The organism is Duganella hordei (assembly GCF_040369125.1).
GTDB lineage: Bacteria > Pseudomonadota > Gammaproteobacteria > Burkholderiales > Burkholderiaceae_D > Rugamonas > Rugamonas hordei.
The window spans coordinates 53,611-68,767 of the sequence record NZ_BPWI01000005.1 but is presented as its reverse complement, the minus strand read 5'-3'; the positions used below and the strand labels follow the sequence as shown (position 1 = coordinate 68,767).

At 64.5% G+C, this 15,157-nt stretch carries 14 protein-coding genes; 6 read left to right on the top strand and 8 right to left on the bottom strand.

All coding sequences use genetic code 11. From position 1 onward, the window contains the following. Window positions 1-104 precede the first annotated feature (104 nt). Window positions 105-443 (bottom strand): P-II family nitrogen regulator, encoded by a 339-nt coding sequence (locus ABWW33_RS13415; RefSeq protein ID WP_020705920.1) that lies wholly within the window; start codon window positions 441-443, stop codon window positions 105-107. A gap of 129 nt (window positions 444-572) precedes the next feature. Then, window positions 573-2,627, bottom strand: coding sequence for an NAD(+) synthase (locus ABWW33_RS13410; protein ID WP_353402115.1), 2,055 nt, complete (start codon window positions 2,625-2,627; stop codon window positions 573-575). Window positions 2,628-2,754: 127 nt separating this feature from the next. On the opposite strand from ABWW33_RS13410, the gene ABWW33_RS13405 reads away from it, so the two are divergent. Continuing rightward, window positions 2,755-3,885 carry a GNAT family N-acetyltransferase gene (locus ABWW33_RS13405; protein ID WP_353402113.1) on the top strand — a complete coding sequence of 377 codons (1,131 nt, stop codon included), beginning with the start codon at window positions 2,755-2,757 and terminating at the stop codon, window positions 3,883-3,885. 9 nt (window positions 3,886-3,894) lie between these two features. On the opposite strand, the gene ABWW33_RS13400 is transcribed toward ABWW33_RS13405, so the two are convergent. Then, the gene (locus tag ABWW33_RS13400; protein WP_353402111.1) at window positions 3,895-4,527 is read right to left on the bottom strand and encodes an HdeD family acid-resistance protein; all 633 of its coding nucleotides are present in this window, start codon (window positions 4,525-4,527) and stop codon (window positions 3,895-3,897) included. Between the two features lie 251 nt (window positions 4,528-4,778). Here ABWW33_RS13400 and ABWW33_RS13395 point away from each other — a divergent pair, with 251 nt between their 5' ends. Further along, entirely contained in the window at window positions 4,779-5,366 is a 588-nt protein-coding gene (locus tag ABWW33_RS13395; RefSeq protein ID WP_353402109.1) for a Crp/Fnr family transcriptional regulator, read from the top strand. A 43-nt stretch (window positions 5,367-5,409) separates the two neighbouring features. Here the strand turns inward: ABWW33_RS13395 and ppa are convergent, their stop codons facing one another. Beyond that, window positions 5,410-5,952 (bottom strand): inorganic diphosphatase, encoded by a 543-nt coding sequence (gene ppa / locus ABWW33_RS13390; protein WP_353402107.1) that lies wholly within the window; start codon window positions 5,950-5,952, stop codon window positions 5,410-5,412. A gap of 187 nt (window positions 5,953-6,139) precedes the next feature. On the opposite strand from ppa, the gene ABWW33_RS13385 reads away from it, so the two are divergent. Continuing rightward, complete coding sequence (locus tag ABWW33_RS13385; RefSeq protein ID WP_353402106.1) at window positions 6,140-6,541, top strand: hypothetical protein; 402 nt, start codon at window positions 6,140-6,142, stop codon at window positions 6,539-6,541. Then, entirely contained in the window at window positions 6,538-6,678 is a 141-nt protein-coding gene (locus ABWW33_RS13380; protein WP_353402104.1) for a hypothetical protein, read from the top strand. The genes ABWW33_RS13385 and ABWW33_RS13380 overlap by 4 nt, the downstream gene beginning before the upstream one ends. 15 nt (window positions 6,679-6,693) lie before the next feature. Here the strand turns inward: ABWW33_RS13380 and ABWW33_RS13375 are convergent, their stop codons facing one another. Genes ABWW33_RS13375 through hemC form a run of 4 tightly spaced genes read right to left on the bottom strand, consistent with a single transcriptional unit; the run spans window position 6,694 to window position 10,880 of the window. After that, window positions 6,694-7,890 carry a heme biosynthesis protein HemY gene (locus ABWW33_RS13375; RefSeq protein WP_353402102.1) on the bottom strand — a complete coding sequence of 399 codons (1,197 nt, stop codon included), beginning with the start codon at window positions 7,888-7,890 and terminating at the stop codon, window positions 6,694-6,696. 2 nt (window positions 7,891-7,892) lie between these two features. Next, the gene (locus ABWW33_RS13370) at window positions 7,893-9,041 is read right to left on the bottom strand and encodes a uroporphyrinogen-III C-methyltransferase (RefSeq protein WP_353402100.1); all 1,149 of its coding nucleotides are present in this window, start codon (window positions 9,039-9,041) and stop codon (window positions 7,893-7,895) included. After that, a complete protein-coding gene (locus tag ABWW33_RS13365) occupies window positions 9,038-9,841 on the bottom strand; it encodes a uroporphyrinogen-III synthase (protein WP_353402098.1) in 804 nt (267 codons plus the stop codon). Before ABWW33_RS13365 ends, ABWW33_RS13370 begins: the two co-directional genes overlap by 4 nt. Before the next feature lie 7 nt (window positions 9,842-9,848). Then, window positions 9,849-10,880 carry a hydroxymethylbilane synthase gene (gene hemC / locus ABWW33_RS13360; protein WP_444550994.1) on the bottom strand — a complete coding sequence of 344 codons (1,032 nt, stop codon included), beginning with the start codon at window positions 10,878-10,880 and terminating at the stop codon, window positions 9,849-9,851. Between the two features lie 147 nt (window positions 10,881-11,027). Between hemC and ppc the strand changes: the two genes are divergently transcribed. Together ppc and ABWW33_RS13350 are read left to right on the top strand one after the other, a co-directional pair. Continuing rightward, window positions 11,028-13,868 (top strand): phosphoenolpyruvate carboxylase, encoded by a 2,841-nt coding sequence (gene ppc / locus ABWW33_RS13355; RefSeq protein WP_353402097.1) that lies wholly within the window; start codon window positions 11,028-11,030, stop codon window positions 13,866-13,868. A 166-nt stretch (window positions 13,869-14,034) separates the two neighbouring features. Continuing rightward, the gene (locus tag ABWW33_RS13350; RefSeq protein WP_353402095.1) at window positions 14,035-15,156 is read left to right on the top strand and encodes a PAS domain-containing sensor histidine kinase; all 1,122 of its coding nucleotides are present in this window, start codon (window positions 14,035-14,037) and stop codon (window positions 15,154-15,156) included. Window position 15,157 lies beyond the last annotated feature (1 nt).

Below are 15,157 nucleotides of genomic sequence, written 5' to 3'. Positions count from 1 at the left end.
TATATTACTAATCCACCCAGAAAACCCGAACTAATATAACCAAACATCGTTATACAAAAAATGCCGGATAAACCGGCATTGTGGGGATGAGGCGCAGGCGGCGATTACACCGCCTCGGCGCCGGTCTCGCCGGTACGGATGCGTATCACCTGTTCGACGTTCTGCACGAAGATCTTGCCGTCGCCGATCTTGCCGGTACGGGCGGCCTTGATGATGGCATCCACCACCTGCTCGGCCACGCCGTCGTCGACCACCACTTCCACTTTGACTTTCGGCAGGAAGTCGACCACGTATTCGGCGCCACGATACAGCTCGGTGTGGCCCTTTTGGCGGCCGAAGCCTTTTACTTCGGTGACGGTCAGGCCGGTGACATTGACTTCAGCCAGCGCTTCACGCACTTCGTCCAATTTGAACGGCTTGATCACAGCGGTAATCTGTTTCATGACTTCTCCTTATTTAAAACCTGAATCGAAAATCTGTAGCCGGCCAACTGTGGACAGCGAGCGCACGTCTGTATTGTAATCGACGCGCACCCGCTGTCCATCAACGTCTGCGAATACCAGCTAAATCATTTAATCTTGCACCGGAATGGAGCGTAATTCTTCCAGCCATACAACGCTTTGCGCATCGCTCGGCGCGCGCCAGTCGCCGCGCGGCGACAGCGAGCCGCCCGTGCCCACCTTCGGTGCGTTCGGCACACAGCTGCGCTTGAACTGGCTGGTGCGGAAGAAGCGGTCGAGGAAGATGCCCAGGTTCTTCTTGATCGCGGCCAGGTCGTACTGGTTGCGGGTGACGTGATCGCCGTCCGGCCAGCGGCCCAGCTCCTTGTCCCGCCAGGCGCTGAGCGACAGGAAGGCCACCTTCGACGGGCGGAAGCCGAAGCGCAGCACGTAGTACAGGTTGAAGTCCTGCAGCTCGTACGGACCGATGGTGCTTTCGGTGCGCTGCTCCGGCTGGCCGTCCGCCGTGCCCGGCACCAGCTCGGGGCTGATCTCGGTGGCCAGGATATTGAGCAGCACCTGCGCGTCGTTGCGGCCGATCACGCCGGATTCGGCGACCCAGCGCACCAGGTGCGAGATCAGCGTCTTCGGCACGCTGGCGTTGACGTTGTAGTGCGACATGTGGTCGCCCACGCCGTAGGTGCACCAGCCCAGCGCCAGCTCGCTCAGGTCGCCGGTGCCGCAGACGATGGCGTTGTGGTGGTTGGCCAGGCGGAACAGGTGGTTGGTGCGCTCGCCGGCCTGGACGTTTTCAAACGTGATGTCGTACTGCGCCTGCCCTTCCGAGTACGGATGGTTCAGGTCCTTCAGCATCTGGATGCAGCTCGGGCGGATGTCGATTTCCTGCGCCGTGCAGCCGACCAGTTTCATCAGCTGGTGCGCCTGCGTCAAGGTGCGCTCGCTGGTGGCGAAGCCGGGCATGGTGTAGGCCAGGATATTGGTGCGCGGCAGCTTGAGCTTGTCCATCACGCGCGCGCACACCAGCAGCGCGTGCGTCGAATCAAGCCCGCCGGAGACGCCGATGACGATCTTCTTGATGTTGCTCGACGTCAGGCGCTGCGCCAGCGCCTGCACCTGGATGTTGTAGACCTCGTTGCAGCGCTCGTCGCGCCGGCGCGCATCGGCCGGCACGTAAGGGAAGCGCTCGACGCAGCGCTTCAGCGCCAGCGGCTGTTCGCGGTTGATGTCCAGCTCGAAGAACACGGTGCGGAATTTATTCACCTCGGCGGCATGGCGCTGCACCGATTGGGCGAAGGTGTTCATGCGCATGCGCTCGCGCGACAGGCGCTCGAGGTCGATGTCGGCAAAGGTCAGCGTGGCTTCGTCGCTGAAGCGCTTGGACTCGGCCAGCATCTCGCCGTTTTCGCAGATCACGCCCTGCCCGTCCCACGCCAGGTCGGTGGTCGACTCGCCGGTGCCGGCCGAGGTGTACAGGTAGGCCGCGATGCAGCGCGCCGATTGCTGCGACACCAGCTGGTTGCGGTAGCCGGCCTTGCCGACCAGCGCGTTCGAGGCCGACAGGTTGACCAGCACCGTGGCGCCGGCCAGCGCGGCGAACGACGACGGCGGTATCGGCACCCACACGTCTTCGCAGATCTCGACGTGGAATTTGAACAGCGGCATGTCGGCCACCTCGAACAGCAGGCCGGAGCCGAACTGCACGCGCTCGCCCAGCAGGTCGATCTCGGTGGCGACCGCATAGTCGCCGCTGCTGAACTGGCGCGCGTCGTAGAATTCGCCGTAGTTGGGCAGATAGCTCTTCGGCACCACGCCCTGGATCTGGCCACTGGCGATGACCACCGCGCAGTTGTACAGCTGGTGCTCGACGCGCAGCGGCGCGCCCACCACGATCGTCATCTTCCACTGTCCCGACGCGGCGACGATGTCGTCCAGCGCTTCGAGGCAGCCGTCCAGCAAGGCGCGCTGATGGAACAGGTCGTCGCAGGTATAGGCCGACAGGCCCAGCTCCGGGAAGGCGACCAGCGCGGCGCCTTGTTCGGCGGCCTGCGCGGCCAGCTGGATGGTCTGGGCGGCGTTGTAGGCGGGATCGGCGATGCGGCAAATCGGCGCGGCGATCGCCACGCGGGCAAAGTCGTGCGAGTACAGATTGAGGAAATTCGAGGTCATGTCTAGTCTTTCGCGTGCACTACGGACATACAAAATTGAATTATCGCATGGGGGCGGCCGCTCCGCCGTCAACAGGAATGCCTCAGATAAGCTAGACTGGCGCCAACATCAAAGGCCGGAGGCAGGCGTGTCAGAAGCAGAGTTTACGATCATCGACTCATTGGTAGGCGTGGACCCGGCGCAATGGCAGGCGCTGGCCGGCGACAATCCGACGCTGTCCCACGCCTTCCTGCACGCGCTGCACGAAACCAATTGCGCCTCGCCGCACACCGGCTGGACCCCGCGCTACCTGGTGCTGCACCGCGACGGCGCGCTGCGGGCGGCCATGCCGCTCTACCTGAAGGACCACAGCCGGGGCGAATACGTGTTCGACCACGCCTGGGCCGACGCCTTCCACCGCAACGGCATCGACTACTATCCGAAACTGCTGTCGGCGGTGCCGTTCACGCCGGTGACCGGCAGCCGCCTGCTGGCGCACACGCAGGAAGACCGGCAGCTGCTGGCGCGCGCCGCGCTGCAGGTGGCGCGGCAGCTGGACACGTCGTCGCTGCACATCCTGTTCCCCGACGAACAGGACAGGCAGGCGCTGGCCGAGGCCGGCTTCATGCTGCGCGAAGGCGTGCAGTTCCACTGGGAGAATGCCGGCTACGCGGATTTCGACGCCTTCCTGTCCAGCATGAAAATGGAGAAGCGCAAGAAGCTGAAGCAGGACCGGCGCCGCGTGCTGGACGCCGGCATAGCCTTCGAGCACCTGGCCGGCGGCCAGATCACGGACGAGGCGCTGCGCTTCTTCTACAGCTGCTACGTCTCGACCTACGAGGCCCACTATTCCAAGCCCTACCTGAGCCTGAAGTTCTTCCAGCGCATCCTGCGCGAGCAGCCAGACAGCCTGATGATCGTGCTGGCCAAACGCGGCGGCCAGCCGGTGGCGGCGGCGCTGAACCTGGTCGGCGGCAACATCATGTACGGGCGCTACTGGGGCACGCAGGAATTCGTCTCCGGCCTGCACTTCGAGACCTGCTACGTGCAGTCGATCGAATACTGCATCCACCACGGCATCGCCCGTTTCGAAGGCGGCGCCCAGGGCGTGCACAAGATGTCGCGCGGGCTGGTGCCGACGCCGACCTGGTCCGCGCACTGGGTGGCGGACCGGCGCTTCGCCGACGCCATCGCCGATTTCCTGGCGCAGGAAACGGCGGCCATGGACGACTACATCGACGAGCTGGCCGAGCACGTGCCGTTCAAGGCCGCCTGCTGACAGGTCGCTTCAGTGCTGGGCGGCCGGCGCGGTGCGGCGCTCGCCGACGCGGCGCTCGGCATTCACCTGCCTGGCCGCCGACCAGGGCATGCGCCCATACGAGCGGTACGCCAGCGCCAGATACAGCGCTCCGGCCACGATCGCGTAGGTGCCGATCAGCCAGACCAGCGCCAGCGCGCCGATGGCGGGCAGCGTCAGCAAAATCGTGCCGAACACGATGGCCGCCAGGCCGCCGGCCAGCAGCAGCCAGTCGCCGCCCCGCAAATGATTGCGCAGGCGCACGGCCAGCACGATATCCAGCACGCCGGTGATCATCGCATTGACGCCGATGACGATGACCAGCACCAGCGCGGCCAAGCCGGGCCGCATGACCGCCAGCACGCCGGCAACCAGGCTCACCAGCCCGAGCAGCAGCAACAGCCACCAGTCCAGCGCATGGGGACCGGTGGCATGGCGCCGGTGCCGCACCGTGCCGGCCAGGTAGACTATCCCCGCCAGCAAGGCATACAGCGCAAAAATCGCCACCAGGCTCAGTACCGTCGGCCCGGGCATGGTCAGCGCCAGGCCGCCGAACACCAGCAGCAGCACGCCGCGCAGCGCCAGCACCCACCAGGACCGCAACACCATGGGCTTCGCATCCATATCCCCTCCTACACCGTAGCGTCTCATCTCATTCAGAGCGGTCTGGCGGGCAAAGGGTTCCGCAAACCGGTAAAATGGAAGCGTTACCTACGATTTTTACGTAGAGGAAACCCGTAGATGAAACCAGTTTGCTTCACAGCAACGTCAATCGGGCCTATACTTTGCGCCCCTTGTAGGGTTTTATCAGGACATGGCAAGCAAGCATGAATGCAGATTTTATAAGACAGCGTGAGCGGTTCAGGTCCGCCACGATGAAGCGGATCGATGTCAGCGACGAATCCTACAACAACGTCACCGAGATATTGGCCCCCATCGCCAAGCCGTTCCATGTGCGCAAGGGAGCTTATCTGCAGCGCGCCGGCGTCCCGGCGACCCAGGTGCACTGGATCAGCAGCGGCGTGGTGCGCAGCGGCTTTTTCAACCGCGACAACACGGAAATGACCTTGCGCTTTTACCGCGAAGGCGAATCGGCCACCACGCTGACCGACCTGATCAGCGGCGAGAGCGGCCAGCCCGCGGTGCAATTCCTGATTGCGGAAACGCCGGTGAGCGGTTTCACGCTGGACTGGGAACTGTCCTGCCAGCTGCGCGCGCAGCATGAAGTGATGCAGCACTATCACCTGAACATCGCCATGCACGGCTTGCAGACGCTGGCGCAGCGCGCCTACACCAACGGCGAAACCTCGGCCCACGAGCGGCTGGCGGCGTTCCGCGAAGAATATCCGGGACTGGAGGCGCGCATCTCGCAGCGCGCGGTGGCGTCCTACCTGGGCATCACGCCGCAATACATGTCGCGCCTGCGGCGCGAGGCCGAAGCGGCAGCCGCCCAGCCGGAATAAAAAAAGCCCCGCACGCGGGGCTTTCTCGTTGCGGCAGCGGAAATTACGCGATGCCGTTTTCCTTCTTGTACGACTCGACGCCGCTCAGGATTTCCTTCTTCGCTTCTTCAGGACCGTACCAGCCGTCGATCTTGACCCATTTGCCTTTTTCCAGGTCCTTGTAGTGCTCGAAGAAGTGCTGGATCTGGCGCAGGCGCAGTTCGTTCAGGTCTTCCGGCTTCTGCCAGTGGCTGTAGATCGACAGCACCTTGTCGACCGGCACGGCCAGCACTTTGGCGTCTTCACCGGATTCGTCGGTCATTTTCAGCACGCCGATAGGACGGCAGCGCACCACCACGCCCGGGATCAGCGGGAACGGGGTGATCACCAGCACGTCGACCGGGTCGCCGTCGTCGGACAGGGTGTTCGGCACGTAGCCGTAGTTGCATGGGTAGTGCATCGCCGTGCCCATGAAGCGGTCGACGAAGATCGCGCCCGACTCCTTGTCGACTTCATACTTGATCGGATCGGCGTTCATCGGGATTTCGATGATGACGTTGAAATCGTTCGGCAGGTCGCGGCCGGAAGATACTTTATTCAAGCTCATGGGGGTTTCCTCGTAGGTGCTGGCAAATGTTTAACCGCGTAATTATAGCGAAGTACAGCCCGCTTGTGCAGCGCAGCACCGCAAAACAGTGCGTCAAACGACATCATCCCCTGAGCGGACACAATAGCAAAACATCGTAACTTGCCTAAACTGGGATTTGGCGCATCTCACCCGGGGTCGTTCGCGTATGGCATCTTCAAAAAGCAAATGGCTTGCCTATACTGTCATTGTCGGACTAATCCCGCTCCTGACAAGGCTGCTGGCATGGACAGTAACCGCCCCGGGCATGGTTGGACCACTCATGGCCTCCGACTTCATTACCTTGGGCTTGGTACTGCATATTTCCATCGTCAACGAGGTGGAACATGCGACATTGAGAGCTGCGGACTTGAAAACCATATCCAATGGCACGTCTCTTCTGTTCATAACCTCATACGGAGCTTTATATGCCATCGCCATCATCGGCGAAAGAAATCCGCGTTTCGTAGACACCTCGCTGATGCTAAGCATCAGTGTCGGGCTGGCAGCTACATCCTTCCTGCTAGGTTTAAAAGTCTATCAACGCCTCTCGCACAGGAATTCAAAATGACCGCATTCGTTACATTCGTTTACATCCTCGCGGGCATCACGATAATTGTCGGTCTCGGCGTCTCGCTCTGGCTTCACTTCGATACAAAAAAAAAATATCCTGAAAGCCTGGGCAGCGACAAAATATCAGAGCAATGAGTGGGGCGAAGAAAACTACAAGATCGTCGCCAGCGCGCACTGGCGGTAGTGGTTGGCGGCCTCCTCCTGCTGGCCCAGCGCTTCGTGCATCTGCGCCAGCTTCAGGTGGGATTCGCGCACCATGCGCGGATCCGAGGCGTCCGACAAGGCTTGCTCCAGGTAGCGCTGGGCCTTGCCCCACAGCTTTTGCTTCAGGCACAGCGAACCCAAGGTCAGCGCCAGCTCGGCGTCGGTCGGGCGCGCGTGGATCCAGTTTTCGCAGTGCTCGATCTGCATCAGCAACGCGGCCGAGCCGGCCGGCGCCGCCGCTTCGCGGTAGGCGCGCACCACGCGGTCGTCCCAGTCGGCGGCCAGCGACTCTTCCGCCACCAGGCGCGCTTCGTCATGCAGTCCGCGCGCGTTCAGCGCGGTGGCGGCGCGACAGGCGACGTAGGGCTTGATGCGGTCCGAGTTCGGCACCGTCGACCACACGCGCTGCAGCGATTCGGCGTCGTGGCCCTCGTCGGACAGCATGTCGTCGTAGGCCAGCTCGCGCAGCCGCGCCGACAAGGCCGGATGCAGCGCGCGGTGCTTGTCCAGCGAACGCACCAGGCGCAGCACTTCCGGCCAGTTCTTGGCCTGCTGCTGCGCCTTCAGCGACCATTGCAGGGCGTGAATGTGGCGGGTGCCACTGGCGTTGAGTTCGCGCACCGCTTCCAGCGCCTGCTCCGGCTGATGGTCGTCGACCAGCAACTCGGTCATCGTCATCAGGCGCGCGGTCTTCATCGCGCTGTCGCCGCCGAGGCGGGCCAGCCAGTTGTCGCGGCGCTGGCTTTGACGCATGCGGTGCGCGGCGCGGGCGCCGATCAGCGCGGCCACGCCGGCGTTGTCCGGCAGTTCGGCGGCGCGCATCGCGGCTTTTTCGGCATGGCCGAAACGGCCCTCGAACAAGGCCTTCAGCGCTTCGCGCAAGCCCTTGTTGCCGTCACGCTCGCGCTTCTGCTGGCGGTAGGCGGCAACCTTGCCCGGCATCTTGACGGTGGCGCGGAAGGCGCGGATGACCAGGTACAGGAAGGCGAACAGCGCCACTTCCAGCACCACGAAGAAGTTCAGCGACAAGTCGATGCGATTGGGCGGGTAGAACAGCACCACGTTGCCCGGGTTGTAACGCGCCGTCACGGCGATGCCGATCGCCGCGGCCATCAGGGCGACTATCCAGAGAAATAAACGCATGGCTATGGCTTCGCTTTGTAGTTGCGCACAGCGTTCAGGCTGTCCGACAGGGTCGGCATTTCAATCGCCAGATTGCTGCCCTGCACCTGGCGCAGCAGCGCCTGCACGGTCTGCGTCGACTTGGCGCGCACGTCGAAATACTTGACCAGCGCTTCCTGCGCGGCGATCAGGTCGGCGCGGAAGGCCGCCTCGTTGCGCGACAGCAGCGCCATGCGGGCGTTCAGCAGGCGCAGCTTCAGGTTCTCGCGCAGGAAGTAGGCCTGGGTCGGCGACAGCATCAGCGCGTCCGGCGTTTCCACGCTGCGCACGCGGATCAGCTGGCGCACGTCGATCCACATCTCGCTGCTCCAGCCGCTCCAGGTGTCCTGCAGCGCCTGCAGCCACGGGCTGGTCTGTTCGACCGGCTCAGGCTTGGCGCCCTTGGCCAGCGGCTTGGCCGGCTTGAGTTTTTTCTCCGGCGGCGCCGGCAGCGTCGGCTTTTCGTCCGACAGCATCGGCAGCGTGTCGATCTGCGCGATGGCGTTGTCGAGGCGCAGCGCCACACCCACCGAATCGACGCTCGGCAGCGCCTTCAGCTTTTCCGTGTCCTTGGCGATGGCGCGGCGGATGGTGATGAATTGCGGCTTGTCCGAACGCGACAGGCTGCGGTCGGCGTTCTGCAGCGCGATCAGCGCGCCCGGCACGTTGCCGGCCAGTTGCAGTTGCTGGCTGGCGGTCGACAGCACTTGTTCGATCTCGGTCAGCGCCCACTCGTCGCGGTTCTTCGACAGGTCCTGGTACAACTGCTCCAGCGCCAGTTGCTGGCTCTGCGCTTCCTGCTGCTTGCTTTCCAGCAGGCTGACCTTGACTTGCAATTCCTTGCTGCTCTCCTGCACCGCGCGCGCCAGGGTGCCGGTTTCGGCATTGCTGGCGTCGCCCTTTTGCAGGCGGCGCGCCATTTCCTCGCGCAGGTTGCGCACCTGATTGTGCGATGACCAGGTCTGGCCGGCCAGCAGGATCGCCAGCACGAGGATGCCCACCAGCAGCGTCTGCGGCTGCTGGATGGTCTCAAGCAGGCTGGGCTCGGGCTGCGGCGGCTTGGCGGCAGGCGGGGTCTCGGGGGCGGCGCCGGTCGAGACGACGGGATCAGGTAATGTAGGCAAATCGTTCATAGGCGTGATTGTAACGCGGCCAGCAGGCGTTCGTCGCCTGATCCTGTGAGCGTCAGTCGGGAAAACCCCAAATTATTTGCCGTTTCGGCAATTCGGGCATGCGGAATGATCAAATGCTGCTGTTGCATCAATACAACGCTATTCTGCTGCGCCGCATCAGGATGTTCCTGGTCGAGCCGGACCAGCAGATCGCACAGGCCGCGCAACGCTTCGGAGCTGGTGATGATCCAGTCATTTTGCTGCGACAGCAAATGGCGCAAGGTGGCCGCCAGCTGCGGCGTCAGCCGCGGCACCGAGCGGCGATAGGCCGGCACCACGTCGACCAGGGCACCGGCGGCGCGCAGGCCGTCGGCCATCAGTTCACGCCCGCTTTCGCCGCGCACGATCAGCACCGGCTGGCCCCGCAAGGCCTGCAGGTCCAGCGTTTGCAGCAGGTGTTCGGAATCGCTGTGGGCGCTGTCGGCCGGGCTGACGATATGCACCCGGTCCGGCGTGACGCCGTGCGCGGCCAGCGCCGCGCGGCTGCCCTCGCCCAGCACGGCCAGCGTGACGCCGTCCGGCCACCGCTGGATGTGGGCGAAGGCGGCGTCGATGGCGTTCGGCGAAACGAAGGCCACCAGCACGTAGCCTGGCACCGGCGCGGTCAGCCTGGCCAGCGCGGCCAGCAGGGCGGCCGGTTGCGGCAGGGGTTCGATTTCAAGCAGCGGCAGCAATTCGACCCGGCGGCCCAGCGCGGTCACGCGGGCCGCCAGCGGCAAGGCTTGCGCCAGGGGACGGGTGATGACGACGGCGCCGGTCATCCGCAGGTCAGGCGTCCGCAGCGGGCGGCGAGGCCTGGGCCGCCAGGTCGGCCGAACGGGCGTCGGCGTCGGCCTGCGCCGCCTCGCTCAGGCACACCGACAGGATGCCGACCGCGTCCTGCGCGCGCAGCAGCTCGGCCACCTGCGCGCCCAGCGCCTCGGGATCGGCGGCCGCGCCGCGCACTTCAGCGCTGGCCATGCGGCTGCCGTCCGGCGTCGCCACCATCGCGCGCAGATGCATCTGCCCGCCTTCAACGGTGGCAAACGCCGCCAGCGGCACCTGGCAGCTGCCGCCAAACACTTTCGACACCTTGCGCTCGGCCGTGACGGCTTGCGCGGTGGCCTCGTGGTTCAGCGGCGCCAGCAGGGCCATCAGGTCGACGCCGTCGTCGCGCTCGGCGATTTCGATCGCCATCGCGCCCTGCCCGGCGGCCGGCAGGCTGCTGGCCGGATCCAGCAACACGCGGATGCGCTGCGGCAGGCCCAGGCGTATCAGGCCGGCGGCGGCCAGGATGATGGCGGCGTAGTCGCCACGATCGAGCTTGCCCAGCCGGGTGTCGAGGTTGCCGCGCAGCGGCTTGATGACTAGGTGCGGATAGCGCGCCGCGATCAGCGACTGGCGGCGCAGGCTGCTGGTGCCGACGACGGCGCCGGCCGGCAGCTCGTCCAGCGAGGCGTAGTCGTTGGAAACGAAGGCGTCGCGCGGATCTTCGCGCTCCAGCACGGCGGCCAGCGCGAATCCTTCCGGCAACTCCATCGGCACGTCCTTCAGCGAATGCACCGCCAGGTCGGCGCGGCCCTCGGCCATCGCGACTTCAAGTTCTTTGACAAACAGCCCCTTGCCGCCTACCTTGGACAACGTGCGATCAAGAATTTGATCGCCTTTTGTCGACATTCCTACAATTTTGACATCGCACTGCGGATATAATAATGTCAAGCGAGCGCGGACATGCTCGGCCTGCCACATGGCAAGGCGGCTTTCACGCGAAGCGATTACCAACGTGGACGGGGGATTTTGTAGTAATTCCGATATTTTCAAAACCAGTTCTTTCGCTGTAGCTGACGCTAACCGGCGCAGGCCAGTAACACGCGCGTGTTTAAGATCACAAATTTTATCACGCTCACCTTCTTGCAGAACCGGGCCACAAGCCTTTGCACCGACATTTCATCCTTTGCGGCTTATCTCATGGCAAAACAATCTAGTGCAACGAACGATCAAACGGCTGAACAACCTGGCGTGGACACGAATCTCGATAAAGACGCGCCCCTCAAAGAAGACATCCGCCTGCTGGGCCGCCTGCTGGGCGACGTGCTGCGCGACCAGGAAGGCGAGGAAGTCTACGCCGTGGTCGAGACCATCCGGCAAACCGCCGTGCGCTTCCGCCGCGAGGCCGACGCCGGCGCCGCCAAGGAACTGGACGGCATGCTGAAAATCCTGACGCGCGAGCAGACCATTTCCGTGGTGCGCGCGTTCTCGTACTTCTCGCACCTGGCCAATATCGCCGAGGACCAGCACCACATCCGCCGCCGCCGCGCGCACCTGCTGGCCGGCTCGAAGCCGCAGCAGGGCAGCGTCAGCTTCGCGCTGTGCAAGCTCAAGGAAGCCGGCGTCAGCCAGGAAACCGTGGGCGATTTCTTCCAGCAGGCGCTGATCGCGCCGGTGCTGACGGCCCACCCGACCGAGGTGCAGCGCAAGTCCATCCTGGACGCCGAGCACGACATCGCCCGCCTGCTGGCCGAGCGCGACCTGCCGCTGACGCCGAAGGAACAGGCGGCCAATATGCACCTGCTGCGCGCCCGCATCGCGACCCTGTGGCAGACCCGCATGCTGCGCTACTCCAAGCTGACCGTGGCCGACGAGATTGAAAACGCCCTGTCCTACTACCGCATCACCTTCCTGCGCGAACTGCCGGGCCTGTACGACGACATCGAGACCGACATCGCCGCCCACTACGGCAACGGCGACGGCGCCACCACGCAGATCAACGCTCCCTACGTGCAGATGGGCAGCTGGATCGGCGGCGACCGCGACGGCAACCCGAACGTCAACGGCGGCACCATGGAGCACGCGCTGACGCGCCAGGCCACCACCATCCTCGACTTCTACCTGGAAGAGGCGCACACGCTGGGCGCCGAACTGTCGGTGTCGACGCTGATGATCGCCTGCAGCCCCGCGTTGCAGGCGCTGGCCGACCACTCGCCCGACACCTCCGACCACCGCGCCGACGAACCGTACCGCCGCGCGCTGATCGGCATCTACGCCCGCCTGGCCAGCACCGCCCGCGCGCTGGGCGCGACCAACATCCTGCGCAAGGAAGTGGGCCATGCCGAACCGTACGCCAACGCCGCCGAATTCTCGGCCGACCTGCAGGTGCTGGTCGATTCGCTCAACGCCAACCACGGCGCCGTGCTGGTGCAGCCGCGCCTGTCGACCTTGAAGCGCGCGGCCGACATCTTCGGCTTCCACCTGGCCTCGCTGGACATGCGCCAGTCGTCGGACATCCACGAACGCGTGCTGGCCGAGCTGTTCGCCAAGGCCGGCGGCCAGGCCGACTATTCGTCGCTGGACGAGGACGCCAAGGTGGCGCTGCTGCTGAGCGAACTGGCGCAGCCGCGCCTGCTGTACTCGCCGTACATCGCCTACTCGGCCGAGACCGTTTCCGAGCTGGGCGTGCTCAGCGCGGCGCGCCAGATCCGCGCCCGCTACGGCGAGCGCGCCATCCGCAACTACATCATCTCGCACACCGAAACCGTGTCCGACCTGCTGGAAGTGCTGCTGCTGCAAAAGGAAATGGGCCTGCTGCGCATCGCCGAACAGGAACTGGACCTGATGGTGATCCCGCTGTTCGAAACCATCCCCGACCTGCAGCGCGCGGCCGGCATCATGGAAGCCGTGATGGCCATCCCGCTGGTGAAGGCGCTGATCGCCAAGCAAGGGCAGATCCAGGAAGTCATGCTCGGCTATTCGGACTCCAACAAGGACGGCGGCTTCCTGACCTCCAACTGGGAGCTGTACAAGGCCGAGACCCACCTGGTCACCGTGTTTGAAAAGGCCGGCGTCAAGCTGCGCCTGTTCCACGGCCGCGGCGGCACCGTCGGCCGCGGCGGCGGCCCGTCGTACGAGGCGATCCTGGCGCAGCCGCACGGCACCGTCAACGGCCAGATCCGCCTGACCGAACAGGGCGAGATCATCGCGTCCAAGTTCTCCAACAAGGACATCGGTCGCCGCAACCTGGAGCTGCTGGTCGCCGCCACGCTGGAGGCCAGCCTGCTGCCGCAGTCGGAAGACGGCGCGCACCAGGCCCAGCTGCGCCAGTTCGAAGCCATCATGGCCGAGATCTCCGACCGCGCCTACAAGGCCTACCGCAACCTGGTCTATGAAACCCCGGGCTTCACCGACTACTTCTTCGCCGCCACGCCGATCGCCGAGATCGCCGAACTGAACCTCGGTTCACGTCCGGCTTCGCGCAAGTCGACCAAGCGCATCGAAGACCTGCGCGCGATTCCATGGGGCTTCTCGTGGGGCCAGTGCCGCCTGCTGCTGCCGGGCTGGTACGGTTTCGGCAGCGCCATCGGCGCCTGGATCAACGACGGCAAGCAGGACGAGCGCCTGGCCCAGCTGCAGGCGATGTTCCAGCACTGGCCGTTCTTCGCCACGCTGCTGTCGAACATGGACATGGTGCTGGCCAAGACCGATCTGGCGATCGCCTCGCGCTACGCCGAGCTGGTGCAGGACAAGGACCTGCGCGACCGCATCTTCAAGCGCATCACCGAAGAGCACGCGAACACGCTGGGCATCCTGCAGCGCATCACCGGCGCCACCGAGCGCCTGGCCGGCAATCCGCTGCTGGCGCGCTCGATCCAGAACCGCTTCGCCTACCTCGATCCGCTGAACCACTTGCAGGTGGAGCTGATCAAGCGCCACCGCGCGCTGTCGAGCGAGCCGGGCAAGGCGGATGAACGGGTGCACCGCGGCATCCACCTGTCGATCAACGGCGTCGCCGCTGGTCTGCGCAACACTGGCTGATATTGCCACAAAGTATCTTCTTACCCTGCAGTACTGAAAGCCCCGTTTGCCTTGCGACGTTGTAAATTGTCGCAAGGCAGCACGGGGCTTTTTTTATTTCCCAAAAGACAAGACAAAATGACAAAATTGGCATTACAATCTTAGCTAAACTACTATATTCATTGTCATGAAGACTATAATCGAGTCGCTGGGTAAGTCCGAAATTGAAAGCGTGGTGGCCCAACTGCGGGCGGAGATAGGCGGCGCGCCGCTGGCGGCCGACGCCGAGCTGCAGGACATCATCACCATGATGCCGCTGGCCCTGTTCATCAAGGATGCGCAGTCGCGCTTCGTGCTGATGAACCCGGCCTGCGAAGCCATGTGGGGCGTGCGCTTCAGCGAAATGCGCGGAACCGACGGCAGCGCGCATTTCCCCGAGCAAACGCCCGGCTACATCGCCCAGGACCGTGCCGCCTTCGCCGCCCACCGCCACCTCGTCAACGAAGAACTGCTGTGGCACAAGGGACTGGGCGAAAACCGCTGGCTGCAAACCTACAAGCAGCCGACCTACGACGAGCAGGGCCGGCCACGCCTGCTGATCGCCATGTGCATCGACATCACCGAGCGCAAGCGTGCCGAGCGCACGATGGTGAACTCGATGAAGCAGTTGCGCGCGCTGTCGACCCACCAGCGCCGCGCCAAGGACAACGAACGGCGCCGCATCGCCAAGGAAGTCCACGACGACCTGGCGCAAAACCTGCTGGCGCTCAAGCTGGATGTGTCCGCCCTGCACGCCCGCACCAGCCAACAGCAACCGCTGCTGCACCGGCGCGCCGCGCAGTCGCTGGCCACGCTGGACGCCTGCATCGTCGCGGTGCGCGACCTGATCAACGAATTGCATCCCAGCACACTGGAGCTGGGCCTGTCGGCCGCCGTCGAATGGCAGTTGCAGCAGCTGGAGCGCCGTCACGGCCTGAGCTGCCGCCTGAAGGTGCTCAACGACAACGCCGCGCTGGACCAGCGCCAGACTTCCGCCATCTTCCACATCGCCCAGGCGGCGCTGGACTATGTCGGCAGCCACTCGGGCGTGCGCGAAGTGCAGGCGACGCTGAACCTGGAGCCGGCCAAGCTGTCCATCATCATCAGCGGCGACGGTCTGCCCGACCGGCGGAAGGTGTCCGGCGCGCTGGAACTGCGCGCCATCCGCGAGCGCCTGGTCGACTTCGGCGGCGAACTGGCGGTGGCCAACCTGGCCGGCGCCGGCACCGTGCTGAGCATGACCTTGCCGGTGACCTCCGTGCCCGAATAGC